Below are 21,329 nucleotides of genomic sequence, written 5' to 3' on the forward strand. Positions count from 1 at the left end.
GCGTCATGCCCACACCTCCGCGACGACCGGGCCGCCCGCCGCGCACCACCGCGCGCCGGGCGGCCCGGCCGTCCCCGGGCAGCGGTCCGTCGGGGAGCACGCGGCCGTCCACGGGCGCGCGCCGCTCGCCCGGCGCGACCGCGGCAGCCCCGGGCGCGATCGCCCTGGCGAACAACCCGCGGTTCAACCCGCGGCGGGTCATCGTCCTGGCGTGCATCGCCCTCGTCACGCTCGTCTTCATCGTCTCCCCCCTGATGAGCTTCCTCGAGCAGCGCTCCGAGGTCGCCGCGCTCGAGCGTCAGGTCGCCGCCCAGGAGCGGGACGTCCGGCGGCTCGAGCGCGAGCGCGAGCTGTGGCGGACCGACGAGTACGTCGAGCAGCAGGCACGCGAGCGGCTCGGCTTCGTCAAGGTCGGCGAGAAGTCGTACGTCGTCGTCGACCCCGCGGCCGCGCAGGAGTCGGCACCGCCCGGCCGCGGCGGCACCGCCGTCGACCGCCGGTCGCCGTGGTACGGCCGGGTGTGGGACTCCGCCCGCGCCGCCGACGACCCCAACGTCGCCCCGACCGATGGCTGACCCGTCCGGCACCGGCGTCCCCTCGCCCGTCACGGACGCCGACGTCGAGGCCGTCCACCGCCAGCTCGGCCGCCCACCGCGGGACATCGCCGAGGTGGCCCACCGGTGCCCGTGCGGCGAGCCCGACGTCCTGCGGACCAAGCCTCGACTGGCCGACGGCACCCCCTTCCCGACGTCCTTCTACGCGACCTGCCCCCGCCTCACGGGCGCGATCAGCACCCTCGAGAGCGAGGGGGTCATGCGCGAGATGAGCGAGCGGCTCGCGGTCGACGAGGAGCTGGCCGCCGCCTACCGCGCCGCGCACGAGGACTACCTGCGCCGCCGCGAGGAGCTCGGGCACGTCGCAGAGGTCGCCGGCATCTCCGCCGGAGGCATGCCGACCCGGGTCAAGTGCCTCCACGTCCTCGTCGCCCACAGCCTCGCCGCCGGCCCGGGGGTCAACCCGCTCGGCGACGAGGCCCTGGCGATGCTCCCCGACTGGTGGGCGGTCGCGCCCTGCAAGGAGACCTCATGACACGCGTCGGCGCCATCGACTGCGGGACGAACTCGATCCGCCTCCTCGTCGCCGACCTCGTCGAGCCTGACGGCGCGCTCACCCTGCGCGAGATCGAGCGCACGATGCTCACCGTCCGGCTCGGCGAGGGCGTGGACCGGACCGGGCGGCTCGACCCGGCCGCACTCGAGCGGACCTTCGCCGCGGCCCGGCAGTACGCCGACCGGTGCCGGGAGCTCGCCGTCGAGCGGGTGCGCTTCGTCGCGACGTCCGCCTCACGGGACGCGGAGAACGCCGAGGAGTTCACCACCGGCATCGCGAGCATCCTCGTGGACTGGGGCGTGGTGCCCGAGGTCGCCGCGGGCTCGGAGGAGGCGCACCTGTCGTTCGTCGGCGCGACGGGCGGGGTCGCGGCGGCCGGGTACCCCGCGCCCTATCTCGTCGTCGACCTCGGGGGTGGCTCGACCGAGTTCGTCCGCGGCGCCGGAACCGTCGTCGCTGCCCTGTCGACGGACATCGGGTGCGTCCGGCTCACCGAGCGGCATCTGCGCTCCGACCCTCCGACGGCGGACGAGGTCACGGCCGCCATGCACGACGTGGCCGCAGCCCTCGATGACGCGGAGGCCGAGGTCGGGTTCGGGGGCATCGCCACCCTCGTCGGCCTCGCCGGCAGCGTGACGACCGTCGCGGCCCACGCCCTCGGTCTGCCCGCGTACGACCGCGACGCGATCCACCTGGCCGAGCTCGACCCGTCGGTCATGGAGGAGTCCGCGATCGACCTGCTCGAGCGCACCCGCGCCGAGCGGCAGGAGCTGGGCTTCATGCACCCCGGCCGGGTCGACGTCATCGGCGCGGGCGCACTCGTGTGGCACCAGGTGATGGCGCGGGTGCGGGCGGCATCCCCGGACGTGCGGGTCGTCGCCAGCGAGTGCGACATCCTCGACGGGATCGCGCTCAGTCTCGCTCGGTGACCGCCGGCGTGCGCGGGTAGACCTAGGATCATCCCGCCCCCGTGGCCCAACCGGCAGAGGCAGGCGCCTTAAAAGCGCTCACGGTGCGGGTTCGACTCCCGTCGGGGGCACACCCACCCGGCTGGGCCGCTCGCCGTCCACAGCGGGGAACACCCGCCCCGCCCCGAACCTTCTATCCTGCAGATGGCGCACGTCGGAGGCGCCGCCGACCCCAGGGAGAACGATGAGCAACCCGATCCTCGGCCGCGTCGAGAAGGACGCCCGGAGTGGTTACGCCGGCTTCGGTGGCCGCGGCCGGTCCGTCCCGCAGCCGGCGCCCGCCCAGCAGTCCTACGGCCAGCTGGGAGCGCCGACCTACCCGCAGCCGACCTACCCGCAGGCCCAGCCCGCGCCCGCCCAGCGTGGCGTGACGCTCGACGACGTCATGGTCCGCACGGGCGTGCTCTTCGCGATCATGCTCGTCGTCGCGGCGGGCGCCTGGGCGCTGGCGCCGACGTTCGGGCTCCTCATCTGGGGGGCCGGCCTCGTCGGCACCCTCGCCATCGGGTTCGCGATCGCGTTCATGCGCGGGGTCAACGTGCCGCTCATCATCGCCTACGCCGTGTTCGAGGGTCTCTTCGTCGGCGCGATCAGCCGCAGCTACGCCACGGTCTTCGACGGCTACGCGACCGCGGACCCCGTCCCGCTGCACCAGAGCATCGTCGTCCAGGCGGTCCTCGGCACGCTCTGCGTCTTCGCCGCGATGCTCATGCTCTACAAGACGGGCCTCGTGAAGGTCACGGCCAAGTTCCGCTCGGTCGTGTCGATGATGCTCGTCGGCTATCTCCTCTTCGCGCTCGTCAACCTCGTCTTCGCGCTCGTGACGAACACGCCGTTCGGCATCGGCGGCACGGGGATCATCGGGATCGGCATCTCGGTGTTCGCGATCGGTCTGGCGGCCGTCACGCTCATGCTGGACTTCGACGACATCGAGACGGCCATCGCGACGGGCGCGCCGGTGAAGTATTCGTGGCTTCTCGGCATGGGCCTGCTCGTCACGCTCGTCTGGCTGTACCTCGAGATCCTCCGTCTCCTCGGCCGGCTCCGCTCCTCCGACTGACGCGTCGCACCCGGCGTTGAGCGCCCCCCAACCCGTCCCGCGCGACGTGCTCGACGTCCTCGAGCGCGTCGCGCGGCGCTGGGCGGTCGTCCCGGTGGACCGGGCCAGGGACGCCCTGCCGACCGTCCACGCGCTGCTGTCCGACCTCGTCGACCCGGGCTCCGGTCCCGCGCCCGCCGGGGGCACCGACCTCGCGGTCGCCCAGCTGCGGGTGCTCGTCCACGACGCCTACGCGAACGCCCCGGGGTCCGTCCTGCCGGACGGGCTCCCGGGGCGTCTCACCGCGGTGCTCCGGGCCCTCGACGGGCCCTGAGCGGCTGATCAGGACAGGCGCTCGTAGATGATCGCCATGCCCTGACCACCGCCGACGCACATGGTCTCGAGACCGAAGGTCCCGTCCGTCTCGCGGAGGCCGTTGAGCAGCGTGGTCGTGATCCGCGCGCCGGTGGCGCCGAACGGGTGGCCCAGGGCGATCGCGCCGCCGTGGACGTTGAGCTTGTCCTCGTCCATGCCGAGGTCGTCGGCGCTCGCGAGGACCTGGACGGCGAAGGCCTCGTTGATCTCGTAGAGGTCGAGGTCGCCGATGGACATCTTCGTGTTCGCCAGGGCGTTGCGGGTGGCCTCGACCGGGCCCATCCCCATGATCTCGGGCGACAGGGCGGACACGCCCGTCGCGACGACCCGGGCCAGCGGGGTGAGGCCGAGCTCCTTCGCCTTCGTGTCGCTCATGACGACGAGGGCCGCGGCGCCGTCGTTGAGGGCGCAGCAGTTGCCGGCCGTGACGACGCCGTCCTCACGGAAGACCGGCTTGAGGCCGGCGACCTTCTCCAGCGTGACGCCCGCGCGCGGCCCGTCGTCGGTGCTGACGACCGTGCCGTCGGCGAGGGTGACCGGCGTGATCTCGCGCTCGAAGAAGCCCGAGGCGATGGCGGCCTCGGCGCGGTTCTGGCTCCGCACGCCCCACTCGTCCATGCGGGCGCGATCCATGCCCCGCATGGTCGCGACGTTCTCGGCCGTCTGGCCCATCGCGAGGTAGACATCAGGCAGGAGACCCTGCTCGCGCGGGTCGGTCCACCGCTCGTTCGTCCGGGCCATCTCCTCGCTGCGGGAGCGGGCGTCGGCGAACACCGGGTTCATGTCCTCCTCCGGCACGCCACCGGCGCCGGCGAAGGTCGTGTACTGGCTGACGCACTCGACGCCGCCGGAGACGAAGATGTCGCCCTCACCGGCCTTGATCGCGTGGTACGCCATGCGCGTCGTCTGGACCGAGCTCGCGCAGAACCGGTTGACGGTCGTGCCGGGCAGGCGGTCGTAGCCCGCGAGGACGGCGATGACGCGGGCCATGTTCGACCCGTGGCGGTGGCTCGGCTCGGCGCAGCCCCAGTGCAGGTCGTCGACGTCGTTGCCGTCGAGGCCGATCTTGTCGAGGGCGGCCTTGACCATCTGCGCCGACAGGTCGTCGGGACGGATGTCCTTGAGCGAGCCCTTGAAGGCGCGCCCGATGGGGGAGCGGGCGGTCGAGACGATGACGGCGTCGGTCATGGGGATCTCCTCGGTGGGACGGACGGATCCCCCCGATCGTAGGCGGCGGGTGCTCAGTCGGCCGAGGGGTTCGCCCCGACGGCCGCGGCGGGGGCCTCGGGGGTGGTCGCCCGGCGGCGCCGGAGCAGGACGGCGAGCCGGTCGCGCGGGCCCGGCCGGTCGCCGTCGACGGGGGCCACCTCGGTGCCGCCTGCCCGCACCGCCGCGTCCGCCGCCTCGCTCACGGTGCGGACCGGCGCCGCCGATGCCTCCCGGTCGGTCGTCTCGGTGTCCCGGGTCGCCGTCGTCCCGTCGGCCGCCTCCCAGACGCCGAGTGCGGCGCACAGGGTCGGCAGGATTGCCGAAGCGACCCGCGCGTACCCGGCGGGCGAGGGGTGGAAGCGGTCCTGGCTGAACATGTCCGCCGGGCTCGCCGCGAACTCGGGGCCGAGGAGGTCCCCGATCGACACCGTCCGCGCCCCGGCCTCGACGACGGCGATGGTCTGGGCGGCGGCGAGCTCCCGGCTCCAGCGGCGCAGGAGCGAGCTCAGCGGGAACGGGATGGGTTCGACGGTGCCCAGGTCGGGGCAGGTCCCGACGACGACCTCGATCCGCAGGGCGCGCAGGTGCCGCACCGTGCGCTCGAGGCTGCGGACGGCCGACGCGCGGTCGATCCGGTGGGTGACGTCGTTCGCGCCGATGAGGACGACGGCGGCGTCGACCCGGTCGGTCCGGGCCAGGGCCAGGGCGAGCTGGCGGTCGAGGTCGGACGACTCGGCGCCGATGACCGCCTCGTTCGTGAGGTTCACGGGTCGGCCGGTCATCGCGGCGAGGCCCGTGGCGAGGATCGCGCCGATCGTCTGGTACCGGTTGTCCGCCCCCATCCCGGCTGCGCTCGAGTCGCCGAGGACGACGAGCTCGAGCGGCGCGCCGGGCGCGGCTCCGTAGACCCCGTCGTCGTCCGGCGCACCGTCGAACGGCTGGCCGACGATCTTCCGGGCGAGCTTCGCCTCGACCTGGATCAACCCGTACCCGAGCCCGGCGAGCGCGGCGGCCCCGACGCCTGCGGCTCCGGCGGCGGCCGCGGCGTTCCCCATCCGGTTCATACCCCTATTCCATCATCGCTCGCGCGGGTCGGCCCGTCCCGGGGGCCGCAGCGCACGCCACATGGAATGCTCGTCGACCATGACGACGGAGTACCCGCACCTGTTCGAGCCACTCGACCTCGGCCACACGACGCTGCGCAACCGCATCGTCATGGGCTCGATGCACACCGGGCTCGAGGACCGCGCCAAGGACTTCGACCGCCTCGCCGCCTACTTCGCCGAGCGGGCCCGCGGCGGGGCGGGACTGATCATCACGGGTGGGTTCGCGCCGACCGTCGTCGGCTCCTTCTCCCCGGGTTCGTCGAAGATGTCGACGCAGGCGGAGTCCCGCCGGCACCGCCAGCTGACGGCGGCCGTGCACCGGGAGGGCGGGGCGATCGCGCTCCAGCTGCTCCACGCGGGCCGGTACTCGTACTCGCCGCTCAAGGTGTCCGCGTCGGCGATCAGGTCCCCGATCACGCCGTTCACGCCGATCGCCCTCACCGAGCGCGGTGTCCGTCGGCAGATCCGGGCGTTCGCCCGCGCCGCCGGCCTCGCCCGCGCCGCCGGGTACGACGGGGTCGAGATCATGGGGTCCGAGGGCTACCTCCTCAACCAGTTCCTCGCGCCGCGGACGAACCGCCGCACGGACGGCTGGGGCGGCAGCCCGGAGAACCGGCGCCGGATGCCCGTCGAGGTCGTCCGCGCCGTGCGGGCCGAGGTCGGTCCCGACTTCGTCATCGTCTACCGGCTGTCGATGATCGACCTCGTCGAGGACGGCCAGACGTGGGAGGAGGTCGTCGCCCTCGCGACCGAGATCGAGGCCGCGGGCGCCTCGATCATCTCGACGGGCATCGGCTGGCACGAGGCGCGGGTGCCGACGATCGTCACCTCCGTGCCGCGCGGGGTCTTCGTCGACGTCACCGCCCGGCTGAAGCAGCACGTACGCATCCCCGTCGTCGCGAGCAACCGCCTCACCATGCCGCAGCTGGCCGAGGAGGTCCTCGCGAGCGGCGCCGCCGACCTCGTCTCGCTCGCCCGCCCGTTCCTCGCCGACCCGCAGTGGCCGACGAAGGCGCGCGAGGGCCGGGTCGACGAGATCAACACGTGCATCGCGTGCAACCAGGCCTGCCTGGACCACACCTTCCAGCGCAAGACCGCGTCGTGCCTGGTCAACCCGCGTGCCGCGCACGAGACGGTCCTGCGGCTCGAGCCGACGCGGACCGCCAAGCGGGTCGCGGTCGTCGGCGCCGGACCCGCCGGGCTGTCCGCCGCGGTCGAGCTCGCCGGGCGCGGGCACACCGTGGAGCTCTTCGAGGAGCGGGAGGAGATCGGTGGGCAGTTCCTCATCGCCGCCCGGATCCCCGGCAAGGAGGAGTTCGCCGAGACGATCCGGTACTACGCGCGGCAGCTCGAGCTGCGCGGGGTCACGGTCCACCTCGGGCGCCGGGCGTCGGTCGAGGACCTGGTCGGTGCCGACGAGGTCGTGCTCGCCACCGGCGTCGAGCCGCGGATACCTCAGATCGAGGGCGTGGACCACCCCAGCGTCGTGACCTACGCCGACGCCGTGCTCGGCCGGGTGCCGGTGGGGCACCGGGTGGCCGTCGTCGGGGCGGGCGGCATCGGGGTCGACGTGAGCGAGTGGCTGACGACCGGCTCGTCGCCGACGCTCGATCCCGCGGCGTGGCGCGCCGAGTGGGGGGTGGTCGACCCCGACCTCCTCGCGTCGGCACCCCGCGGCGGCCTCGTCGAGCGCGAGGTGGACGCCCCCGCCCGCCGGGTGACGATCCTGCAGCGCAAGGAGACCTCGATCGGCGCGGGGCTCGGCAAGACGACCGGATGGGTCCACCGCGCGGCGCTGCGGGCCAAGGGGGTCGAGCAGCTGACCGGCGTGCGCTACGACCGGATCGACGACGCCGGGCTGCACGTGACGCTCGACGGCGGCACGGGGGAGCAGCGGCTCGTGGAGGCCGACACGATCATCCTCTGCACCGGTCAGGAGTCGGTCGCCGATCTCGCCGGGCCGCTGCGCGAAGCCGGGGTGACCGTCCACGTCATCGGCGGGGCCGACGTCGCTGCCGAGCTCGACGCGAAGCGGGCCATCCGCCAGGGCACGGAGCTCGCCGCGTCGATCTGAGGGCGGCCGCAGTCCTCCCGCCGAGCGAATCGACTCGTGGTCACCGGATCCGGTGACCACGAGTCGATTCACCGTGCGCGAGCGTCGCTCGCGGCGGGGGCCCTCGTCAGAGGGTGGGGAGGCGGCAGCCGTTCGGGCCGTGGTTGCAGTACCCGCCTGGGTTCTTGTCGAGGTACTGCTGGTGCTCCTCCTCGGCGTACCAGAACGGGCCCGCCTGCGCCGCGTCGACGATCTCCGTCGTGATCGTGCCCGCACCGGCCGCCGTGAGCACGCCCTGGAAGGCATCGCGCGTGCGCTCGGCGGCCTCGCGCTGCTCGGGGGTCGTCGGGAAGATCGCCGACCGGTACTGGGTGCCGATGTCGTTGCCCTGCCGGTTCGCCGTCGTCGGGTCGTGGTTCTCCCAGAAGGCGCGCAGCAGCTCGGTCGGGGTCGTTCGGGCCGGGTCGTAGGCCACGAGGACCGTCTCGGTGTGCCCGGTCCGGCCCGTGCAAGTCTCGGCATAGGTCGGGTTCGGGGTGTACCCGCCCATGTAGCCGGCGGCGGTCGTCACCACGCCGGGCAGCTGCCAGTAGATCCGCTCGACCCCCCAGAAGCAGCCCATCGCGACGTAGAGGACCTGGGTCCCCTCGGGCCACGGGCCCTCCAACGGTGTGCCGAGCACCGTGTGCGTCCCGCTCAGGGCGAAGGGCCGCTGCGGGCGGCCGGGCAGCGCCTCGTCGGGGCCGATGCGTTCAGGGCGACGTCGTCCGATCACCTCTCCATGCTCGCAGACGGGGAGTTCTCCCCATCGAGCCACCGCCCCTGTCCCCGTATCGTCGTCGGTGCCGGCAGGAGCCGGGTTGGGACACCAGGTGCAGGGCGCGACCGAGGGGAGAGGCCACATGGTCCAGGTGACGCACGGGGCCGATGTCGAGGCGCTGCGCGACATCGGCCCACGGTTCATCGCGCTGGGCAAGCGCGCCGAGGGGGTCGTCGCCGAGGGGCAGGCGATGATGACGACCCTGCGCGGGGCCTGGGAGGGCGCCGACTTCGAGGAGCTCGACCAGCGCTGGCAGCGCACGCGTCGACGTGCCGACGAGGCTGCCCAGGCGCTCGGTCGACGGGGTGTCGAGCTCCTCGCGGTCGCCGACGAGCAGGAGCAGACCAGCTCCTCCAGCGGCGTGAACGTCGAGGCGCCCCACGCCGCCTTCGCGGGCGCGCCCGGGGGCGGTGGCGGGGGAGCCGCGGCCGACGGCGGCGAGAGCCGGGCCGCGTTCCGCGACGAGCCGCGCGACCCGGCGATCGGCGGCGGGCCGGCGAGGTGGGCGAGCGGATCCGCGCGCGGCGCCCTGAGCTGGACCACCCCCGGCGGGCCGGAGCCGTCGATCGGGGCGCTGACCGACCTCCTCGCGGGCCGGACCGGGCTGCGGCAGCACGACCCCTTCACCCCCGTCGACGCGGCGCTCGTCACCGGCTTCGCCCTCGGGGTCGGAGCCCTCACCGGCAGCCTCGCGATCGACCAGATCCGGCAGCTGCTCCTGGCGCTGGGTCCGTGGTCCACCGTCGAGCCGCCGCACGCCGCGCCGGCGCCCGACCGCGACCACCTCGTCATGCCGCGCGGCGTGGCCGACTGGGCCGACCCGGGTGAGGCCCCGCGCTTCGCGGTCCCCGCCCCCGGCGACCAGATGGTCGAAGGAGCGATGAAGACGGTCGGGGCCGACCCGGTCCAGGGCGCGATGATGCCCACCGTCGAGACGACGGCCGGCTCCGACCTCGGGTCCGGCTCGGTCGCATCGACGCCCTCGACGGATCCGGGCTCCGCGACCTCGCCGGTCTCGGCCGACCCCGGCACCGGCTCCAGCGGTAGTGGCTCGAGCACCGGTAGCGGCTCGAGCGGCGGCTCGGGCAGCGGCGCTGGCGCGGACGCCGCCGGGTCGTCCTCCGGATCCGGCGGCGCAGGAGCCGCCGGTGGCTCGGACGCGTCCCACGGCGGCGGGCACCCGGGTGGCGCGGGCGGCCCGGTCGGCGGGTTCACGGTGGGTGGCGCGATGGCCGCCGACCTCGCGACGGGCGGGCCCGGCGATGCTGGGGCCACGGGTGGGCCGTCCTCGGGCGAGATCGTCGGCGGCGTCGCCCCGGCGAGCGCAGCCGTCGGTGGCTGGCCCGACATGGGGGCCATGGGCGCTGGCGTCCTCGGGGCCGGGTCGCTCGCCGGCTTGGGGGCCGCGGGGGCGGCCGGCATGGCGCTGCGCGGTGGTGGCGGCGGTGGTGGGACGGACGCGAGCGAGCTCGCCGAGGCCGGGACGATGCTCGGCCAGATGCCCGACGACGCTGCCGGAGCGGCCCCGGCCGTCTGACGGCCCCTCCCCCTAGGCTGGGCCAGTGGCCCAGCACCGTGCCCCGATCCTCTGCGTCGACGTCGGGTCGACGTGGACCAAGGCGGCGCTCGTCGCTGCCGACGGGTCGTTCCGCACCGCTCAGCGCCCCACCGACGCCGGGCGGACCGACGTGGCGCTCACCCTCGACCGGCTGCGCACGGACCTCGACGCCCCGGACGCCCCGTGGCGGGCGTGCTCGTCGGCCGGGGGAGGACTCCGCATCGCCGTCGTCGGGTTCGAGCGGGAGGTCACCGCGCGCGCGGGCTCCCTCGTCGCGCTGAGCGCCGGGGGATCGGTCGTCCACGTCGCCTCCGGCGCCCTCGACACCGACCCCGAGGCCCTCGCCGCCCTCGCCGAGGCCCGGCCGGACGTCCTCCTCCTCGTCGGCGGCACCGACGGCGGCAACGCGGCGGTCCTCCTGCGGAACGCGGCCGCGCTCGCCGGGGCCGAGCCGCTGCGCGAGGTGCCGGTCGTCGTCGCCGGCAACCGGGAGGCCGCGCCGACCGCCGCCGCGACCCTCGTCGCCGGCGGCCGGACCGTGACGTGCGTCGAGAACGTCCTGCCGGCGATCGGCACGATCGAGCCCGCCGCCGCCCGCTCGGCGATCCGTGCCGCGTTCCTCGATCACGTCATCGGCGGCAAGCACCTCACGGCCGACCCGGCCGTCCTCGCCGGGGTGATCGGGCCGACCCCCGACCTCGTCCTCATCGGCGTCGAGGTCCTCGCCCGGGTCGCCGGGTGCGACGTCCTCGTCGTCGACGTCGGCGGCGCGACGACCGACGTCTACTCCGTCATCACACCTGCGGGGGAGGACGCCGAGATCGTCGGTGACGTCGTCGCGCCGCTGTGGCAGGCACGGACCGTCGAGGCGGACCTCGGCATGCGGTGGAGCGCGGCGACGACCCTCGAGGCAGCACGGCGCGAGGGCCTGGCGGTGCCGGACGACCTCGCGGCGCACGCCTGGGCCGCTGCGGACCACCCCTCCTGGGTGCCGACGACCGATGCCGCGTGGGCGCTCGATCTCGCGCTCGGCGGCCTGGCCGCGCGGGTGGCGGTCCGTCGGCACGCCCGCCCGTCGGTTCCGGGGGCGCAGCCCCGACCGCTGTCCGAGGTCGGGCTCCTCGTGGGCAGCGGGGGCGTCCTGCGGGCGGCGGTCGCCCGGGCGGGGGGCTCGCGGTCCGCCGTGATCGATGCCGTCCTCGCGCCGGTCCTCGCCGACCGCGCCGGGAGCTGGGCCCTGCCGCACGCCGCCCGCCCCGTCGTCGACGGCCGCTACGTCCTGGCCGCGGCGGGAATGCTCGAGCGCGACCACCCGGACCGGGCGGCCGCGCTCGTGCGGGACGTGCTGGGCGGGGTCGCTCAGCCGGTGTAGGGCTTGGCGTCCGTGATCGTCACGGAGATCGTCTTGCCGTTGGGTGCCTCGTAGGACGCGGTGTCGCCGACCTTCTTGTTGAGGATCGCCGCGCCGAGGGGGGACTGCTCGGAGAAGACCTGGAGGTCGCTGCCGTCGGCGATCTCGCGCGACCCGAGGAGGAAGGTCTCCTCGTCCCCGAACATCTCGACGGTGACGACCATGCCGCCCTCGACGATCCCGTCGTTCGGCGGGGCCTCGCCGACGGTCGCGTTCTCGAGGATCTGGGCCAGCTGGCGGATCCGGGCCTCCATCTTGCCCTGCTCCTCCTTGGCCGCGTGGTACCCGCCGTTCTCCTTGAGGTCGCCCTCCTCGCGGGCGGCCTCGATCCGCTTGGCGATCTCGGAACGGCCGTGGGTCGACAGCTCGGCGAGCTCCCCGCTGAGGCGGTCGTACGCCTCCTGGGTGAGGAAGCTCGTGCTGGTCGGCGCAGTCTCGGTCACGGTGGGGTTCTCCTTGCGTGGATCCGCCGGGCGGTCGTGCCACGGCGGTCGGCGCCCTCGACGCCGTTCTCTCTCCGGTCCCCTGCCGTCGGCACCCGTCGCGGGCGACATCGGGTACGGCGTCGACGGCGCGAGCGGGGCCATCGACGGGGTCGATCCCGGATGGATGTAAGCGATCAGCCTAGCCGATCGGAGGCGTGCGACGCCATCGCACGGCGGGCCCGGCGGTCGGTCAGGCGAGCAACCGGCAGCTGTCGACGACGGCGTTCGTCGCCTGGTACGTCGTGCGGATGGGCGCCCGGACGACGGTCGTGCGGGCCTTCGAGGCGGGCACGATGATCTCTCGGACGCCGAGCGTCGCGTGGTCGTTGTCCTCCGCCCGCAACAGGCAGACCGCCTGTCGGTCCGGCGGTCGGGTGACGTCGAACTCGAGCAGCACCTCGGTGTCCGAGACGGTGTCGTACCGCAGCGTGCGGGCGGTCGCCCGCTCGGTGGTCAGCCGGATCGCCATCCACGACAGTACGGCGGTCGCGAGGAGGACGAGCGCGGTCCCGACGACCCACCACCGGCGGCGGCTGCGGCGATCGCCAGACGGGGCGCGGGTGTCGGCGGCGATCTCGTCGGCCTCGGGGTCCCACACGACGGGGTCGGCGGGGGCGGCGTCGGTGACGCGCTCGTCGGCCGGGGTGCGAGACTGGTCCTCCACGCCCCCATTGTCGACCCACCCGGAGGACCCCCTGTGGCTGCCCCCGACCGCCTGCGGCTCATGGCCGTGCACGCGCACCCCGACGACGAGTCGAGCAAGGGTGCAGCGACGATGGCGCGCTACCGCGCCGACGGTCATCCGGTGCTCGTCGTGTCCTGCACGGGGGGCGAGCGGGGCGACGTCCTCAATCCTCAGCTCGAGGACGACATCCACGTCCAGCGCGACATCGTCCAGGTGCGGCGGGAGGAGATGCGCCGCGCCGCGGAGATCCTCGACGTCGAGCACACCTGGCTGGGCTTCGTCGACTCCGGCCTGCCGGAGGGCGACCCGCGCCCGCCGCTGCCGGACGGGTGCTTCGCGCTCGAGCCGCTCGAGGTGCCGACGGAGGCCCTCGTCCGCGAGATCCGGCGCTTCCGGCCGCACGTGATGACGACCTACGACGAGAACGGCGGCTACCCCCACCCGGACCACATCATGACCAACCGGGTGTCGGTCGAGGCCTTCCTCGCCGCCGGCGACGCCGACCGCTTCCCCGACGCGGGGGAGCCGTGGCAGCCGCTCAAGCTGTACTACAACCAGGGCTTCAGCAAGGCCCGGCTCACGGCGTACCACGAGGCGCTGCTCGCGCGCGGTGCCGAGAGCCCCTTCGGTGACTGGATCGCGCGCTGGGACGAGCAGCCCGAGCGCCCGGTGACGACGCGGGTTGCCTGCTCGGACTTCTTCGCCGTCCGGGACGAGGCGCTCCTGGCGCACCGGACGCAGATCGACCCGAACGGGTCGTTCTTCGCGCTGGACCTCGAGGCGCAGGCCGAGGTGTGGCCGACCGAGGAGTACGAGCTCGCCCTCAGCCACGTCGAGACGGACGACGACGAGGACGACCTCTTCGCCGGCATCCCCGCGGAGGTCGCCGCGGCCGACGCCCTCGCCACGCGCGCCGACCTGCCGCTCGTGCGAGACGACCGCATCGCACCGACGGTGGAGTTCCACGTATGAACCCGGTCAACCAGTCCGTGTCAGCGGGGATGTGGGGGTTCATCCTCTTCTTCGTCCTCGCCCTGGTGCTCGTCCTCCTCGTCCGCAGCATGCTGCGACGGATGCGGAACATGAGGAACACCGCGATCGCCCGGGGCGACGACCTTGCGGCCGAGGCGGCGCAGCGCCGTGCGGAGCGGCACCGGCGCGAGCGCTGAGGCGTCGAGGCGTCGAGGCGTCTCGTGCCCCAGCGCGTCCGGGTCAGGCGACCCGGTCGTAGAGGGTGACCGAGGCGGCGACGTAGTGACTGACGAAGGCAAGGATCGTCAGGGTGTGGAAGACCTCGTGGAAGCCGAACCAGCGCGGTGACGGGTTCGGGCGCTTGAGGCCGTAGACGAGTGCTCCGGCGGTGTACAGCAGCCCGCCCAGCGCGATGAGCGCGAGGACCAGGGGTCCGCCGCCGGCGAGGAGCGGTTCCAGGTAGAAGATTGCGACCCACCCGAGCGCGAGGTACACCGGGACGTAGAGCCAGCGAGGGGCGCTGACCCACAGCACGCGGAAGAGCAGCCCGACGACCGCCCCGCCCCAGACGATCGCGAGCATCGTGCGGGCACCGTCCCGGTCCAGCAGCAGCGCGAACGGCGTGTAGCTGCCCGCGATGATGAGGAAGATGTTCGCGTGGTCCATCCGCCGGAGGGCGGTGTCCCACCCGGTGCTCCACGTCCCGCGGTGGTACAGCGCGGAGACACCGAAGAGCAGTCCGGCGGTGATCGTGAACACGGCCGCGGCGAGGCGTCCGTCCCGGGTCGGCGCGAAGGCGACGAGGATCAGGCCCGACAGCACGGCCAGGGGCGCCATGACGGCGTGCAGCCAGCCGCGCAGGTGGGGCTTGACCCGGTCGACGACGGCCTCGACCGCGTGCTCGACCTGTTCCACGGCGTGCTCGACGTGGTCCTTGGCGCTCTCGATCCGGTCGTTGGCCCTCATGCCGCCCAGCGTACCTACGGGCGCGTAGGTAGCCGCTCGTCAGGTTGGTGAGGTCACGTCCGTGGTCGACGCCCGGCGGACGTGCAGGCAGGGCGGGTACCGTCGTCCCTCGTGGAGATCGGCGACCTGCTGTACGCGGCCTACGAGCGGCGCGTCTCCAAGAGCCTCCAGGACCGGCAGACCCCGCGGCACGTGGGCGTCATCCTCGACGGCAACCGACGGTTCGCCAAGGCGCGCGGTGCCGGGACCGAAGAGGGCCACCGGGCCGGCGCGGAGAACATCGGCAACTTCCTCGGCTGGTGCGAGGACGCCGACGTCGAGGTCGTCACCCTGTGGCTGCTGTCGACGGACAACCTCTCGCGCCCGACGGAGGAGCTGCACCCGCTCCTGCAGATCATCACCGGCGTCGTCGCGGACCTCGCGGAGACGGGGCGGTGGCGGCTCAACGTCGTCGGCGCGCTCGACCTGCTCCCGCCGGCGACCGCGGATGCGCTGAGTGCCTCGGCCGCCGCGACGGACCACGTCGAGGGGCTGGTCGTCAACGTCGCGGTCGGCTACGGCGGTCGGCGGGAGATCACCGACGCCGTGCGCTCGCTGCTGCGGGCGCGGGCGGCCGAGGGTGCCACCCTGGAAGAGGTCGCGGGCGAGGTGACGATGGAGGACATCGCGGCGCACCTCTACACCAAGGGGCAGCCGGATCCCGACCTGGTCATCCGGACCTCGGGGGAGCAGCGGCTCTCGGGCTTCCTCCTGTGGCAGAGCGCGCACAGCGAGTACTACTTCTGCGAGGCGTACTGGCCCGAGTTCCGGCGGGTCGACTTCCTCCGTGCCCTGCGCGCGTACGCCGAGCGGCACCGCCGGTTCGGCACCTGAGCCGGCGTTCCGCCCGGGGGAATCGACCTCAGCGCCACCTTCCCCACCCGAACCCCCCGGTGAGCGCGGGGAGATCGACCTCAGCGCCACCTTCCCCACCTACGCCCGCGACCCGCAGCCACTTCAGCCCCGCCGACACCGCTCGTCCCACCCGCCACAGGCCCCACATGACCGCTGGGTGAACTCCCCCCGACACGCCCGCACCCCGCACCCGGGTGCGTCGATCGGCCGACCTAGTGTGCAAGGGACGCACCGCACCCGCAGGCGTCACGGGAGGCCCGATGGAGCTGGCAGCGACCGTCACCGGTGTGACGGCGAGCCGAGGGGGCCGGTCCCGGTCCCCGCTCCGGCGGGCCCGGTCCCGGTACCCGCACCGACGCTGAGCGCGCACGCGCCCGTGCGGCGCGTGCGTGGAGGAGAGAACGTGGCCATCGACCTCGACCCGACCACCTTCGCCGCCGCCATCCCGGACGGAGCCCCCGACGCGCACGACCCCGCCGACCTGAGCACCCGCACCCGCACCTACGTGCTCGACACGTCGGTCCTGCTGTCCGACCCCCGCGCGATGATGCGCTTCGCCGAGCACGAGGTCGTCCTGCCGGTCGTCGTCATCACCGAGCTCGAGGGCAAGCGCCACCATCCAGAGCTCGGGTACTTCGCCCGATCCGCCCTGCGGTTCCTCGACGACCTGCGCATCCAGCACGGTCACCTCGACCGGCCCATCCCCGTCGGGGACGAGGGCGGCACCATCCACGTCGAGCTCAACCACACCGACCCCAGCTCGCTGCCCGCCGGCTTCCGGCTCGGCGACAACGACACCCGCATCCTCGCGGTCGCCCGCAACCTCGCGAACGAGGGTCGCGACGTGACGATCGTCAGCAAGGACCTGCCGATGCGGGTCAAGGCCTCGGCCGTCGGGCTGGAGGCCGAGGAGTACCGGGCCGAGCTCGCCGTCGAGACCGGGTGGACCGGCATGGCCGAGGTGCAGGTGACGGCCGAGCAGATGGACGCCCTCTACGACAACGGCCGGATCGACGACGTCGAGGTCGGGGACCTGCCCGTCAACACCGGGCTCAAGCTCGCCTCCCCGCGCGGCGGCGGGCTCGGGCGGGTCACGGCCGACCGGCAGGTCCGCCTCGTCCGCGGCGACCGGGACGCCTTCGGCCTGCACGGCCGCTCGGCGGAGCAGCGGATCGCCCTGGACCTCCTCCTCGACCCCGACGTCGGCATCGTCAGCCTCGGCGGCCGGGCCGGGACGGGCAAGAGCGCCCTCGCGCTGTGCGCCGGGCTCGAGTCGGTGATGGAGCGGCGGGCCCAGCGCAAGGTCATCGTCTTCCGGCCGCTCTTCGCCGTCGGCGGCCAGGAGCTGGGCTACCTGCCCGGCAGCGAGCAGGAGAAGATGGGGCCCTGGGCGCAGGCTATCTTCGACACCCTCGGCGCGATCGTCAGCAAGGAGGTCGTCGAGGAGATCGTCGACCGCGAGATGCTCGAGGTCCTGCCGCTGACGCACATCCGCGGTCGGTCGCTGCACGACGCCTTCGTCATCGTCGACGAGGCCCAGTCGCTCGAGCGCAACGTCCTGCTCACCGTCCTGTCCCGGATCGGCCAGAACTCCAAGGTCGTCCTCACCCACGACGTGGCCCAGCGGGACAACCTGCGCGTCGGTCGGCACGACGGCGTCGCCGCCGTCATCGAGAAGCTCAAGGGGCACCCGCTCTTCGCGCACATCACCCTCACCCGTTCCGAGCGCAGCCCGATCGCCGCGCTGGTCACCGACCTGCTCGAGGGCGTCGAGCTCTGAGGCTCGGCCCGCTGTGAGGCGCGCCACCCCGCGGTTGCGTCGCGGGGTGGCGCGCCCTAATGTCTCGCTTTGGTAACGGGACCCCCTGCCCGTCGCCGACCCCCGACCCGGGTGCTGGTCCCGCCCGGACGATCGTCAGGAGCCCCCTTGCCCCGCTACACCCCGAAGCACGGCGCCCCGCGTCGCCGGACGGTGCCGGCCGTCGTCGGCAAGCCCCTCGTCGGGCTCGGTGTCGCTGGTTTCCTCGTGGCCGGCAGCGGCGCCGCGGTCGCCTTCGGGGACGAGGACCTGGTCGGCGCGGCTCGCCTCGACGACGCGCCGGTCGCGCGCCCGGCGGCCGCTGGTCGGTCGGTCGAGTCGGTGCTCCTCGACCGTTCCGCGGGCACGGCCTCGCGCGGCGCGGCCCGAGTCGCACAGGTCCCGAGCCCCCAGATCCAGCGCGCGCAGCTCGTCGAGGGGTCGACCGCCGCCCGCAACACCGCCCTCGGCCGGACGACGGCGATCGCCGACGAGACCAAGGCCAAGGCGAAGCGCTCCGTCGAGGCGGAGGCCGAGGCGACGGGTTCCGAGACCACCGGGCAGCAGGCGGGCGCCCCGACGTCGAAGGCGTCGACGAGCCAGACGGCCTCCGCGGCGGCCGAGCGCATCGCGGCGATCCAGGCCGACCCCAAGCCGTACGCCGTCGAGATCATGCACGAGGCGGGCTTCGACGACGGCCAGTGGGCGTGCCTGGAGTCGCTGTGGATCGGTGAGAGCGACTGGCGCTGGGACGCGACGAACGCTTCCTCGGGCGCCTACGGCATCCCGCAGTCGCTGCCCGCGGAGAAGATGGCGGCCGCGGGGCCGGACTGGCGGACCAACCCCGAGACGCAGATGCGCTGGGGCATCCAGTACATCAAGGACGCGTACGGCAGCCCGTGCAACGCGTGGAACGCTTGGAACTCGCGCAACCCCCACTGGTACTGACCGGGCCTGGCCACGGCCGCAGGCGGATCGCGCGCGGTCTCACACCTTCCGCAGCCGGATCCGCGTCACCGCGTGGCGCGCGCCCTTCGTCAGCACGAGGGTGGCCCGGCCCTTCGTCGGCTCGACGTTCTCCCGGACGTTCGGCTCGTTGATGCTCAGCCACACGTCCAGCGCGGTCTCGCGCGCCTCGTCGTCCGACAGCGAGGCGTACCGGCGGAAATAGCTGTTCGGGTCGGAGAACGCCGTCTCCCGCAGCCGGAGGAAGCGCTCGACGTACCACGTCCGCAGGTCCTCGAGCGAGGCGTCGACGTACACGGAGAAGTCGAAGAAGTCGCTCACGGCCAGGCCCGTCCGACCGTCGGCCATGACCCGCGGGGGCTGCAGGACGTTGAGGCCCTCGATGATGAGGACGTCCGGGCGGGCGACCTCGACGAACTCGCCGGGCACGATGTCGTAGACGAGGTGGGAGTACACCGGTGCCCGCACGAGGTCACGGCCAGCCTTCACCTCCGAGACGAACCGCAGCAGGGCCCGGCGGTCGTACGACTCGGGGAACCCCTTGCGGTGGAGGATGCCCCGCCGCTCCAGCTCGGCGTTCGGCAGGAGGAAGCCGTCCGTCGTCACGAGCTCCACGCTCGGGGTGTGCGGCCAGCGGGAGAGCAGCTCCTTGAGTATCCGCGCGGTCGTCGACTTCCCCGCCGCGACCGACCCGGCGACGCCGATGACGAACGGGGTCCGGCCCGGCCGCTCGCCGAGGAACTCGCTCGTGGCCAGGTGCAGGCCGTAGGTCGCCTCGACGTAGAAGTGCAACAACCGCGACAGGGGCAGGTAGACCTCCTCGACCTCGCGCAGGTCGAGCTGGTCGCCGAGCCCGCGGAGCCGCTCGACGTCGGCGGCGTCGAGACTCAGCGGATGGTTCTCCCGCAGGCGCGCCCAGGCCCGGCGGTCGAGGTCCACGTACGGCGAGGGCAGGCTCGAGCCGGTGGGGTGGTGCGGCACGCCGACATCCTGCCTCACGCGGTCGATCGGGCGCGGGAGCCACCGCCGGACTACGCTCGGCCTCATGTGTGGAATCGTCGGATACGTCGGCCGTGACACGGGCAGCACGCCCCTCGACGTCGTCATGGAGGGGCTCGCGCGGCTGGAGTACCGCGGCTACGACTCGGCGGGCGTCGCCCTCGTGACGGAGTCGGGCATCGACCAGCGCAAGCGCGCCGGGAAGCTCGAGAACCTCCGGACCGAGATCGCCGCGCACCCGCTCGCGGCCTCGAGCACGGGCATCGGCCACACCCGGTGGGCCACCCATGGCGGACCGACCGACGAGAACGCCCACCCGCACCTCGGCGGCGAGGACGACGCGCTCGCGCTCGTCCACAACGGGATCATCGAGAACTTCCACCAGCTCAAGGCCCAGCTCCTCGACACCGGTGTCTCGTTCCGTTCCGAGACCGACACCGAGGTCGCGGCCCAGCTCCTGGGCCGGGAGTACGCACGCACGGGCGACCTGACCGCCGCGATGCAGTCCGTCGTCGCCCGCCTCGAGGGCGCGTTCACCCTGCTGGCGGTCCACCGGGACAGCCCCGGGACGATCGTCGCGGCCCGTCGCAACTCCCCGCTCGTCGTCGGTGTCGGGGACGGGGAGATGTTCCTCGGCTCCGACGTCGCGGCCTTCATCGGGCACACCCGGCAGGCCGTCGAGCTCGAGCAGGACCAGATCGTCACGATCACCCCGGAGGGGTACTCGATCGTCGGCTTCGACGGCGCGCCCGGCCAGGGCAAGCCGTACGCGGTGACCTGGGACGCCGCGGCCGCCGAGAAGGGCGGCTACGACACCTTCATGGAGAAGGAGATCCACGAGCAGCCGCACGCGGTGGCCGACACCCTCCTCGGTCGCACCGACGAGGACGGTCGCCTCGTCCTCGACGACATGAGGGTCAGCGAGGACGAGCTGCGCGCGGTCGACCGCATCTACGTCGTCGCGTGCGGCACCGCCGCCTACGCGGGCATGACGGCCAAGTACGCGATCGAGCACTGGACGCGCATCCCCGTCGAGGTGTCGCTGGCCCACGAGTTCCGCTACTGCGACCCGATCGTCGACGAGCGCACGCTCGTCGTGTCGATCAGCCAGTCGGGCGAGACGATGGACACCCTCATGGCGGTCAAGCACGCCCGCGAGCTCGGCGCGCGGACCCTGTCGATCTGCAACACGCACGGGTCGACGATCCCGCGCGAGTCGGACGCGGTGCTCTACACGCACGCCGGCCCGGAGATCGCGGTCGCGTCGACGAAGGCCTTCCTCGCCCAGATCACCGCCTGCTACGTCCTGGGCCTCTACCTCGCACAGCTGCGCGGCGGGACGTACGCCGACGACGCCGCGCAGGTCATGCAGGAGCTGCGGGGGATCCCCGAGAAGATCGAGCAGGTTCTGGGGTCGATGGACCGGGTCGAGGAGATCGCCCGCTTCATGGCCGACACCCGCTCGGTGCTCTTCCTCGGGCGGCACGTCGGGTTCCCCGTGGCGATGGAGGGCGCGCTCAAGCTCAAGGAGCTCGCGTACATCCACGCCGAGGGCTTCGCCGCCGGTGAGCTCAAGCACGGCCCGATCGCGCTCATCGACGCCGGGCAGCCGGTGTTCGTCGTCGTCCCCGGCCCGGACACCCCGCACGAGCTGCACAAGAAGGTCGTGAGCAACATCCAGGAGATCCGGGCCCGCGGCGCGCGCACTCTCGTCATCGCCCAGGACGGCGACACGGACGTCGAGCCCTTCGCGGACGAGGTCATCCGGATCCCGCACACCTCGCCGCTGCTCCAGCCGCTGCTCGCGGTCGTGCCGCTGCAGGTGTTCGCGCTCCACCTGTCGACCGCCAAGGGGCTCGACGTCGACCAGCCCCGCAACCTCGCGAAGTCCGTCACGGTCGAGTGAGGCGCGAGC

At 73.5% G+C, this 21,329-nt stretch carries 21 protein-coding genes and 1 tRNA gene; 15 read left to right on the forward strand and 7 right to left on the reverse strand.

What is annotated here, in order from left to right:
- Nucleotides 1-5: 5 nt before the first annotated feature.
- The 6 genes from DAA34_RS05555 (at nt 6) to DAA34_RS05580 (ending at nt 3,451) form a co-directional block, all read left to right on the forward strand.
- Nucleotides 6-575: an FtsB family cell division protein gene (locus DAA34_RS05555; protein WP_106817963.1), complete on the forward strand. Its 570-nt coding sequence runs from the start codon at nt 6-8 to the stop codon at nt 573-575.
- A complete protein-coding gene (locus DAA34_RS05560; RefSeq protein WP_106817964.1) occupies nt 568-1,089 on the forward strand; it encodes a DUF501 domain-containing protein in 522 nt (173 codons plus the stop codon). The genes DAA34_RS05555 and DAA34_RS05560 overlap by 8 nt, the downstream gene beginning before the upstream one ends.
- Nucleotides 1,086-2,039 carry a Ppx/GppA phosphatase family protein gene (locus DAA34_RS05565; protein ID WP_106817965.1) on the forward strand — a complete coding sequence of 318 codons (954 nt, stop codon included), beginning with the start codon at nt 1,086-1,088 and terminating at the stop codon, nt 2,037-2,039. Before DAA34_RS05560 ends, DAA34_RS05565 begins: the two co-directional genes overlap by 4 nt.
- Before the next feature lie 35 nt (nt 2,040-2,074).
- A tRNA-Leu gene (locus tag DAA34_RS05570) sits at nt 2,075-2,149 on the forward strand.
- A 113-nt stretch (nt 2,150-2,262) separates the two neighbouring features.
- Nucleotides 2,263-3,138 (forward strand): Bax inhibitor-1/YccA family protein, encoded by an 876-nt coding sequence (locus tag DAA34_RS05575; RefSeq protein WP_106817966.1) that lies wholly within the window; start codon nt 2,263-2,265, stop codon nt 3,136-3,138.
- A 16-nt stretch (nt 3,139-3,154) separates the two neighbouring features.
- The gene (locus DAA34_RS05580) at nt 3,155-3,451 is read left to right on the forward strand and encodes a hypothetical protein (RefSeq protein ID WP_158707632.1); all 297 of its coding nucleotides are present in this window, start codon (nt 3,155-3,157) and stop codon (nt 3,449-3,451) included.
- Between the two features lie 8 nt (nt 3,452-3,459).
- Here the strand turns inward: DAA34_RS05580 and DAA34_RS05585 are convergent, their stop codons facing one another.
- Together DAA34_RS05585 and DAA34_RS05590 are read right to left on the reverse strand one after the other, a co-directional pair.
- Nucleotides 3,460-4,680, reverse strand: a complete 1,221-nt coding sequence (locus DAA34_RS05585; RefSeq protein WP_106817968.1) for an acetyl-CoA C-acetyltransferase — start codon at nt 4,678-4,680, stop codon at nt 3,460-3,462.
- 53 nt (nt 4,681-4,733) lie between these two features.
- Nucleotides 4,734-5,765: an SGNH/GDSL hydrolase family protein gene (locus DAA34_RS05590; RefSeq protein ID WP_106817969.1), complete on the reverse strand. Its 1,032-nt coding sequence runs from the start codon at nt 5,763-5,765 to the stop codon at nt 4,734-4,736.
- 79 nt (nt 5,766-5,844) lie between these two features.
- On the opposite strand from DAA34_RS05590, the gene DAA34_RS05595 reads away from it, so the two are divergent.
- A complete protein-coding gene (locus tag DAA34_RS05595; protein ID WP_106817970.1) occupies nt 5,845-7,881 on the forward strand; it encodes an NADPH-dependent 2,4-dienoyl-CoA reductase in 2,037 nt (678 codons plus the stop codon).
- Nucleotides 7,882-7,987: 106 nt separating this feature from the next.
- Here DAA34_RS05595 and msrA read toward each other — a convergent pair whose 3' ends face one another.
- Complete coding sequence (msrA, locus tag DAA34_RS05600) at nt 7,988-8,635, reverse strand: peptide-methionine (S)-S-oxide reductase MsrA (RefSeq protein WP_234354126.1); 648 nt, start codon at nt 8,633-8,635, stop codon at nt 7,988-7,990.
- Between the two features lie 127 nt (nt 8,636-8,762).
- On the opposite strand from msrA, the gene DAA34_RS05605 reads away from it, so the two are divergent.
- On the forward strand, nt 8,763-10,217 hold the full coding sequence (locus DAA34_RS05605) for a WXG100 family type VII secretion target (protein WP_106817972.1): 1,455 nt from the start codon (nt 8,763-8,765) through the stop codon (nt 10,215-10,217).
- A 25-nt stretch (nt 10,218-10,242) separates the two neighbouring features.
- A complete protein-coding gene (locus DAA34_RS05610) occupies nt 10,243-11,610 on the forward strand; it encodes a glutamate mutase L (protein ID WP_199847425.1) in 1,368 nt (455 codons plus the stop codon).
- Here the strand turns inward: DAA34_RS05610 and greA are convergent.
- Complete coding sequence (greA, locus tag DAA34_RS05615; protein ID WP_106817973.1) at nt 11,598-12,092, reverse strand: transcription elongation factor GreA; 495 nt, start codon at nt 12,090-12,092, stop codon at nt 11,598-11,600. The genes DAA34_RS05610 and greA overlap by 13 nt on opposite strands.
- 232 nt (nt 12,093-12,324) lie before the next feature.
- The gene (locus DAA34_RS05625) at nt 12,325-12,798 is read right to left on the reverse strand and encodes a DUF4307 domain-containing protein (protein ID WP_158707633.1); all 474 of its coding nucleotides are present in this window, start codon (nt 12,796-12,798) and stop codon (nt 12,325-12,327) included.
- A gap of 60 nt (nt 12,799-12,858) precedes the next feature.
- On the opposite strand from DAA34_RS05625, the gene mca reads away from it, so the two are divergent.
- Nucleotides 12,859-13,791, forward strand: coding sequence for a mycothiol conjugate amidase Mca (mca, locus tag DAA34_RS05630; protein WP_106819849.1), 933 nt, complete (start codon nt 12,859-12,861; stop codon nt 13,789-13,791).
- Nucleotides 13,788-13,988, forward strand: a complete 201-nt coding sequence (locus DAA34_RS05635; protein ID WP_106817975.1) for a hypothetical protein — start codon at nt 13,788-13,790, stop codon at nt 13,986-13,988. Before mca ends, DAA34_RS05635 begins: the two co-directional genes overlap by 4 nt.
- 43 nt (nt 13,989-14,031) lie before the next feature.
- Here DAA34_RS05635 and trhA read toward each other — a convergent pair whose 3' ends face one another.
- Nucleotides 14,032-14,757: a PAQR family membrane homeostasis protein TrhA gene (gene trhA, locus DAA34_RS05640; protein WP_106817976.1), complete on the reverse strand. Its 726-nt coding sequence runs from the start codon at nt 14,755-14,757 to the stop codon at nt 14,032-14,034.
- A 111-nt stretch (nt 14,758-14,868) separates the two neighbouring features.
- Here trhA and DAA34_RS05645 point away from each other — a divergent pair, with 111 nt between their 5' ends.
- From DAA34_RS05645 to DAA34_RS05655, 3 genes are all read left to right on the forward strand, one after another.
- On the forward strand, nt 14,869-15,630 hold the full coding sequence (locus DAA34_RS05645) for an isoprenyl transferase (protein WP_199847426.1): 762 nt from the start codon (nt 14,869-14,871) through the stop codon (nt 15,628-15,630).
- A gap of 565 nt (nt 15,631-16,195) precedes the next feature.
- Nucleotides 16,196-17,431, forward strand: coding sequence for a PhoH family protein (locus DAA34_RS05650; RefSeq protein ID WP_234354260.1), 1,236 nt, complete (start codon nt 16,196-16,198; stop codon nt 17,429-17,431).
- A 147-nt stretch (nt 17,432-17,578) separates the two neighbouring features.
- A complete protein-coding gene (locus DAA34_RS05655) occupies nt 17,579-18,397 on the forward strand; it encodes an aggregation-promoting factor C-terminal-like domain-containing protein (RefSeq protein ID WP_106817977.1) in 819 nt (272 codons plus the stop codon).
- 39 nt (nt 18,398-18,436) lie between these two features.
- Here DAA34_RS05655 and coaA read toward each other — a convergent pair whose 3' ends face one another.
- Nucleotides 18,437-19,396 (reverse strand): type I pantothenate kinase, encoded by a 960-nt coding sequence (gene coaA / locus DAA34_RS05660; protein WP_234354127.1) that lies wholly within the window; start codon nt 19,394-19,396, stop codon nt 18,437-18,439.
- Nucleotides 19,397-19,460: 64 nt separating this feature from the next.
- On the opposite strand from coaA, the gene glmS reads away from it, so the two are divergent.
- The gene (gene glmS / locus DAA34_RS05665) at nt 19,461-21,320 is read left to right on the forward strand and encodes a glutamine--fructose-6-phosphate transaminase (isomerizing) (RefSeq protein ID WP_106817979.1); all 1,860 of its coding nucleotides are present in this window, start codon (nt 19,461-19,463) and stop codon (nt 21,318-21,320) included.
- Nucleotides 21,321-21,329: the final 9 nt, after the last annotated feature.

The organism is Janibacter massiliensis, from assembly GCF_900289115.1.
GTDB classification, from domain to species: Bacteria; Actinomycetota; Actinomycetes; order Actinomycetales; family Dermatophilaceae; genus Janibacter_A; species Janibacter_A massiliensis.

What these genes read in the sequence shown, in the direction of transcription:
- DAA34_RS05595 (WP_106817970.1), top strand. Translation starts at nt 5,845, where the DNA reads ATGACGACGGAGTACCCGCACCTGTTCGAGCCACTCGACCTCGGCCAC.
- DAA34_RS05560 (WP_106817964.1), top strand. Translation starts at nt 568, where the DNA reads ATGGCTGACCCGTCCGGCACCGGCGTCCCCTCGCCCGTCACGGACGCC.
- DAA34_RS05585 (WP_106817968.1), bottom strand. Translation starts at nt 4,680, where the DNA reads ATGACCGACGCCGTCATCGTCTCGACCGCCCGCTCCCCCATCGGGCGC.
- mca (WP_106819849.1), top strand. Translation starts at nt 12,859, where the DNA reads ATGGCCGTGCACGCGCACCCCGACGACGAGTCGAGCAAGGGTGCAGCG.
- DAA34_RS05650 (WP_234354260.1), top strand. Translation starts at nt 16,196, where the DNA reads ATGATGCGCTTCGCCGAGCACGAGGTCGTCCTGCCGGTCGTCGTCATC.
- DAA34_RS05565 (WP_106817965.1), top strand. Translation starts at nt 1,086, where the DNA reads ATGACACGCGTCGGCGCCATCGACTGCGGGACGAACTCGATCCGCCTC.
- DAA34_RS05575 (WP_106817966.1), top strand. Translation starts at nt 2,263, where the DNA reads ATGAGCAACCCGATCCTCGGCCGCGTCGAGAAGGACGCCCGGAGTGGT.
- DAA34_RS05605 (WP_106817972.1), top strand. Translation starts at nt 8,763, where the DNA reads ATGGTCCAGGTGACGCACGGGGCCGATGTCGAGGCGCTGCGCGACATC.
- glmS (WP_106817979.1), top strand. Translation starts at nt 19,461, where the DNA reads ATGTGTGGAATCGTCGGATACGTCGGCCGTGACACGGGCAGCACGCCC.
- DAA34_RS05555 (WP_106817963.1), top strand. Translation starts at nt 6, where the DNA reads ATGCCCACACCTCCGCGACGACCGGGCCGCCCGCCGCGCACCACCGCG.
- DAA34_RS05635 (WP_106817975.1), top strand. Translation starts at nt 13,788, where the DNA reads ATGAACCCGGTCAACCAGTCCGTGTCAGCGGGGATGTGGGGGTTCATC.
- DAA34_RS05590 (WP_106817969.1), bottom strand. Translation starts at nt 5,765, where the DNA reads ATGAACCGGATGGGGAACGCCGCGGCCGCCGCCGGAGCCGCAGGCGTC.
- trhA (WP_106817976.1), bottom strand. Translation starts at nt 14,757, where the DNA reads ATGAGGGCCAACGACCGGATCGAGAGCGCCAAGGACCACGTCGAGCAC.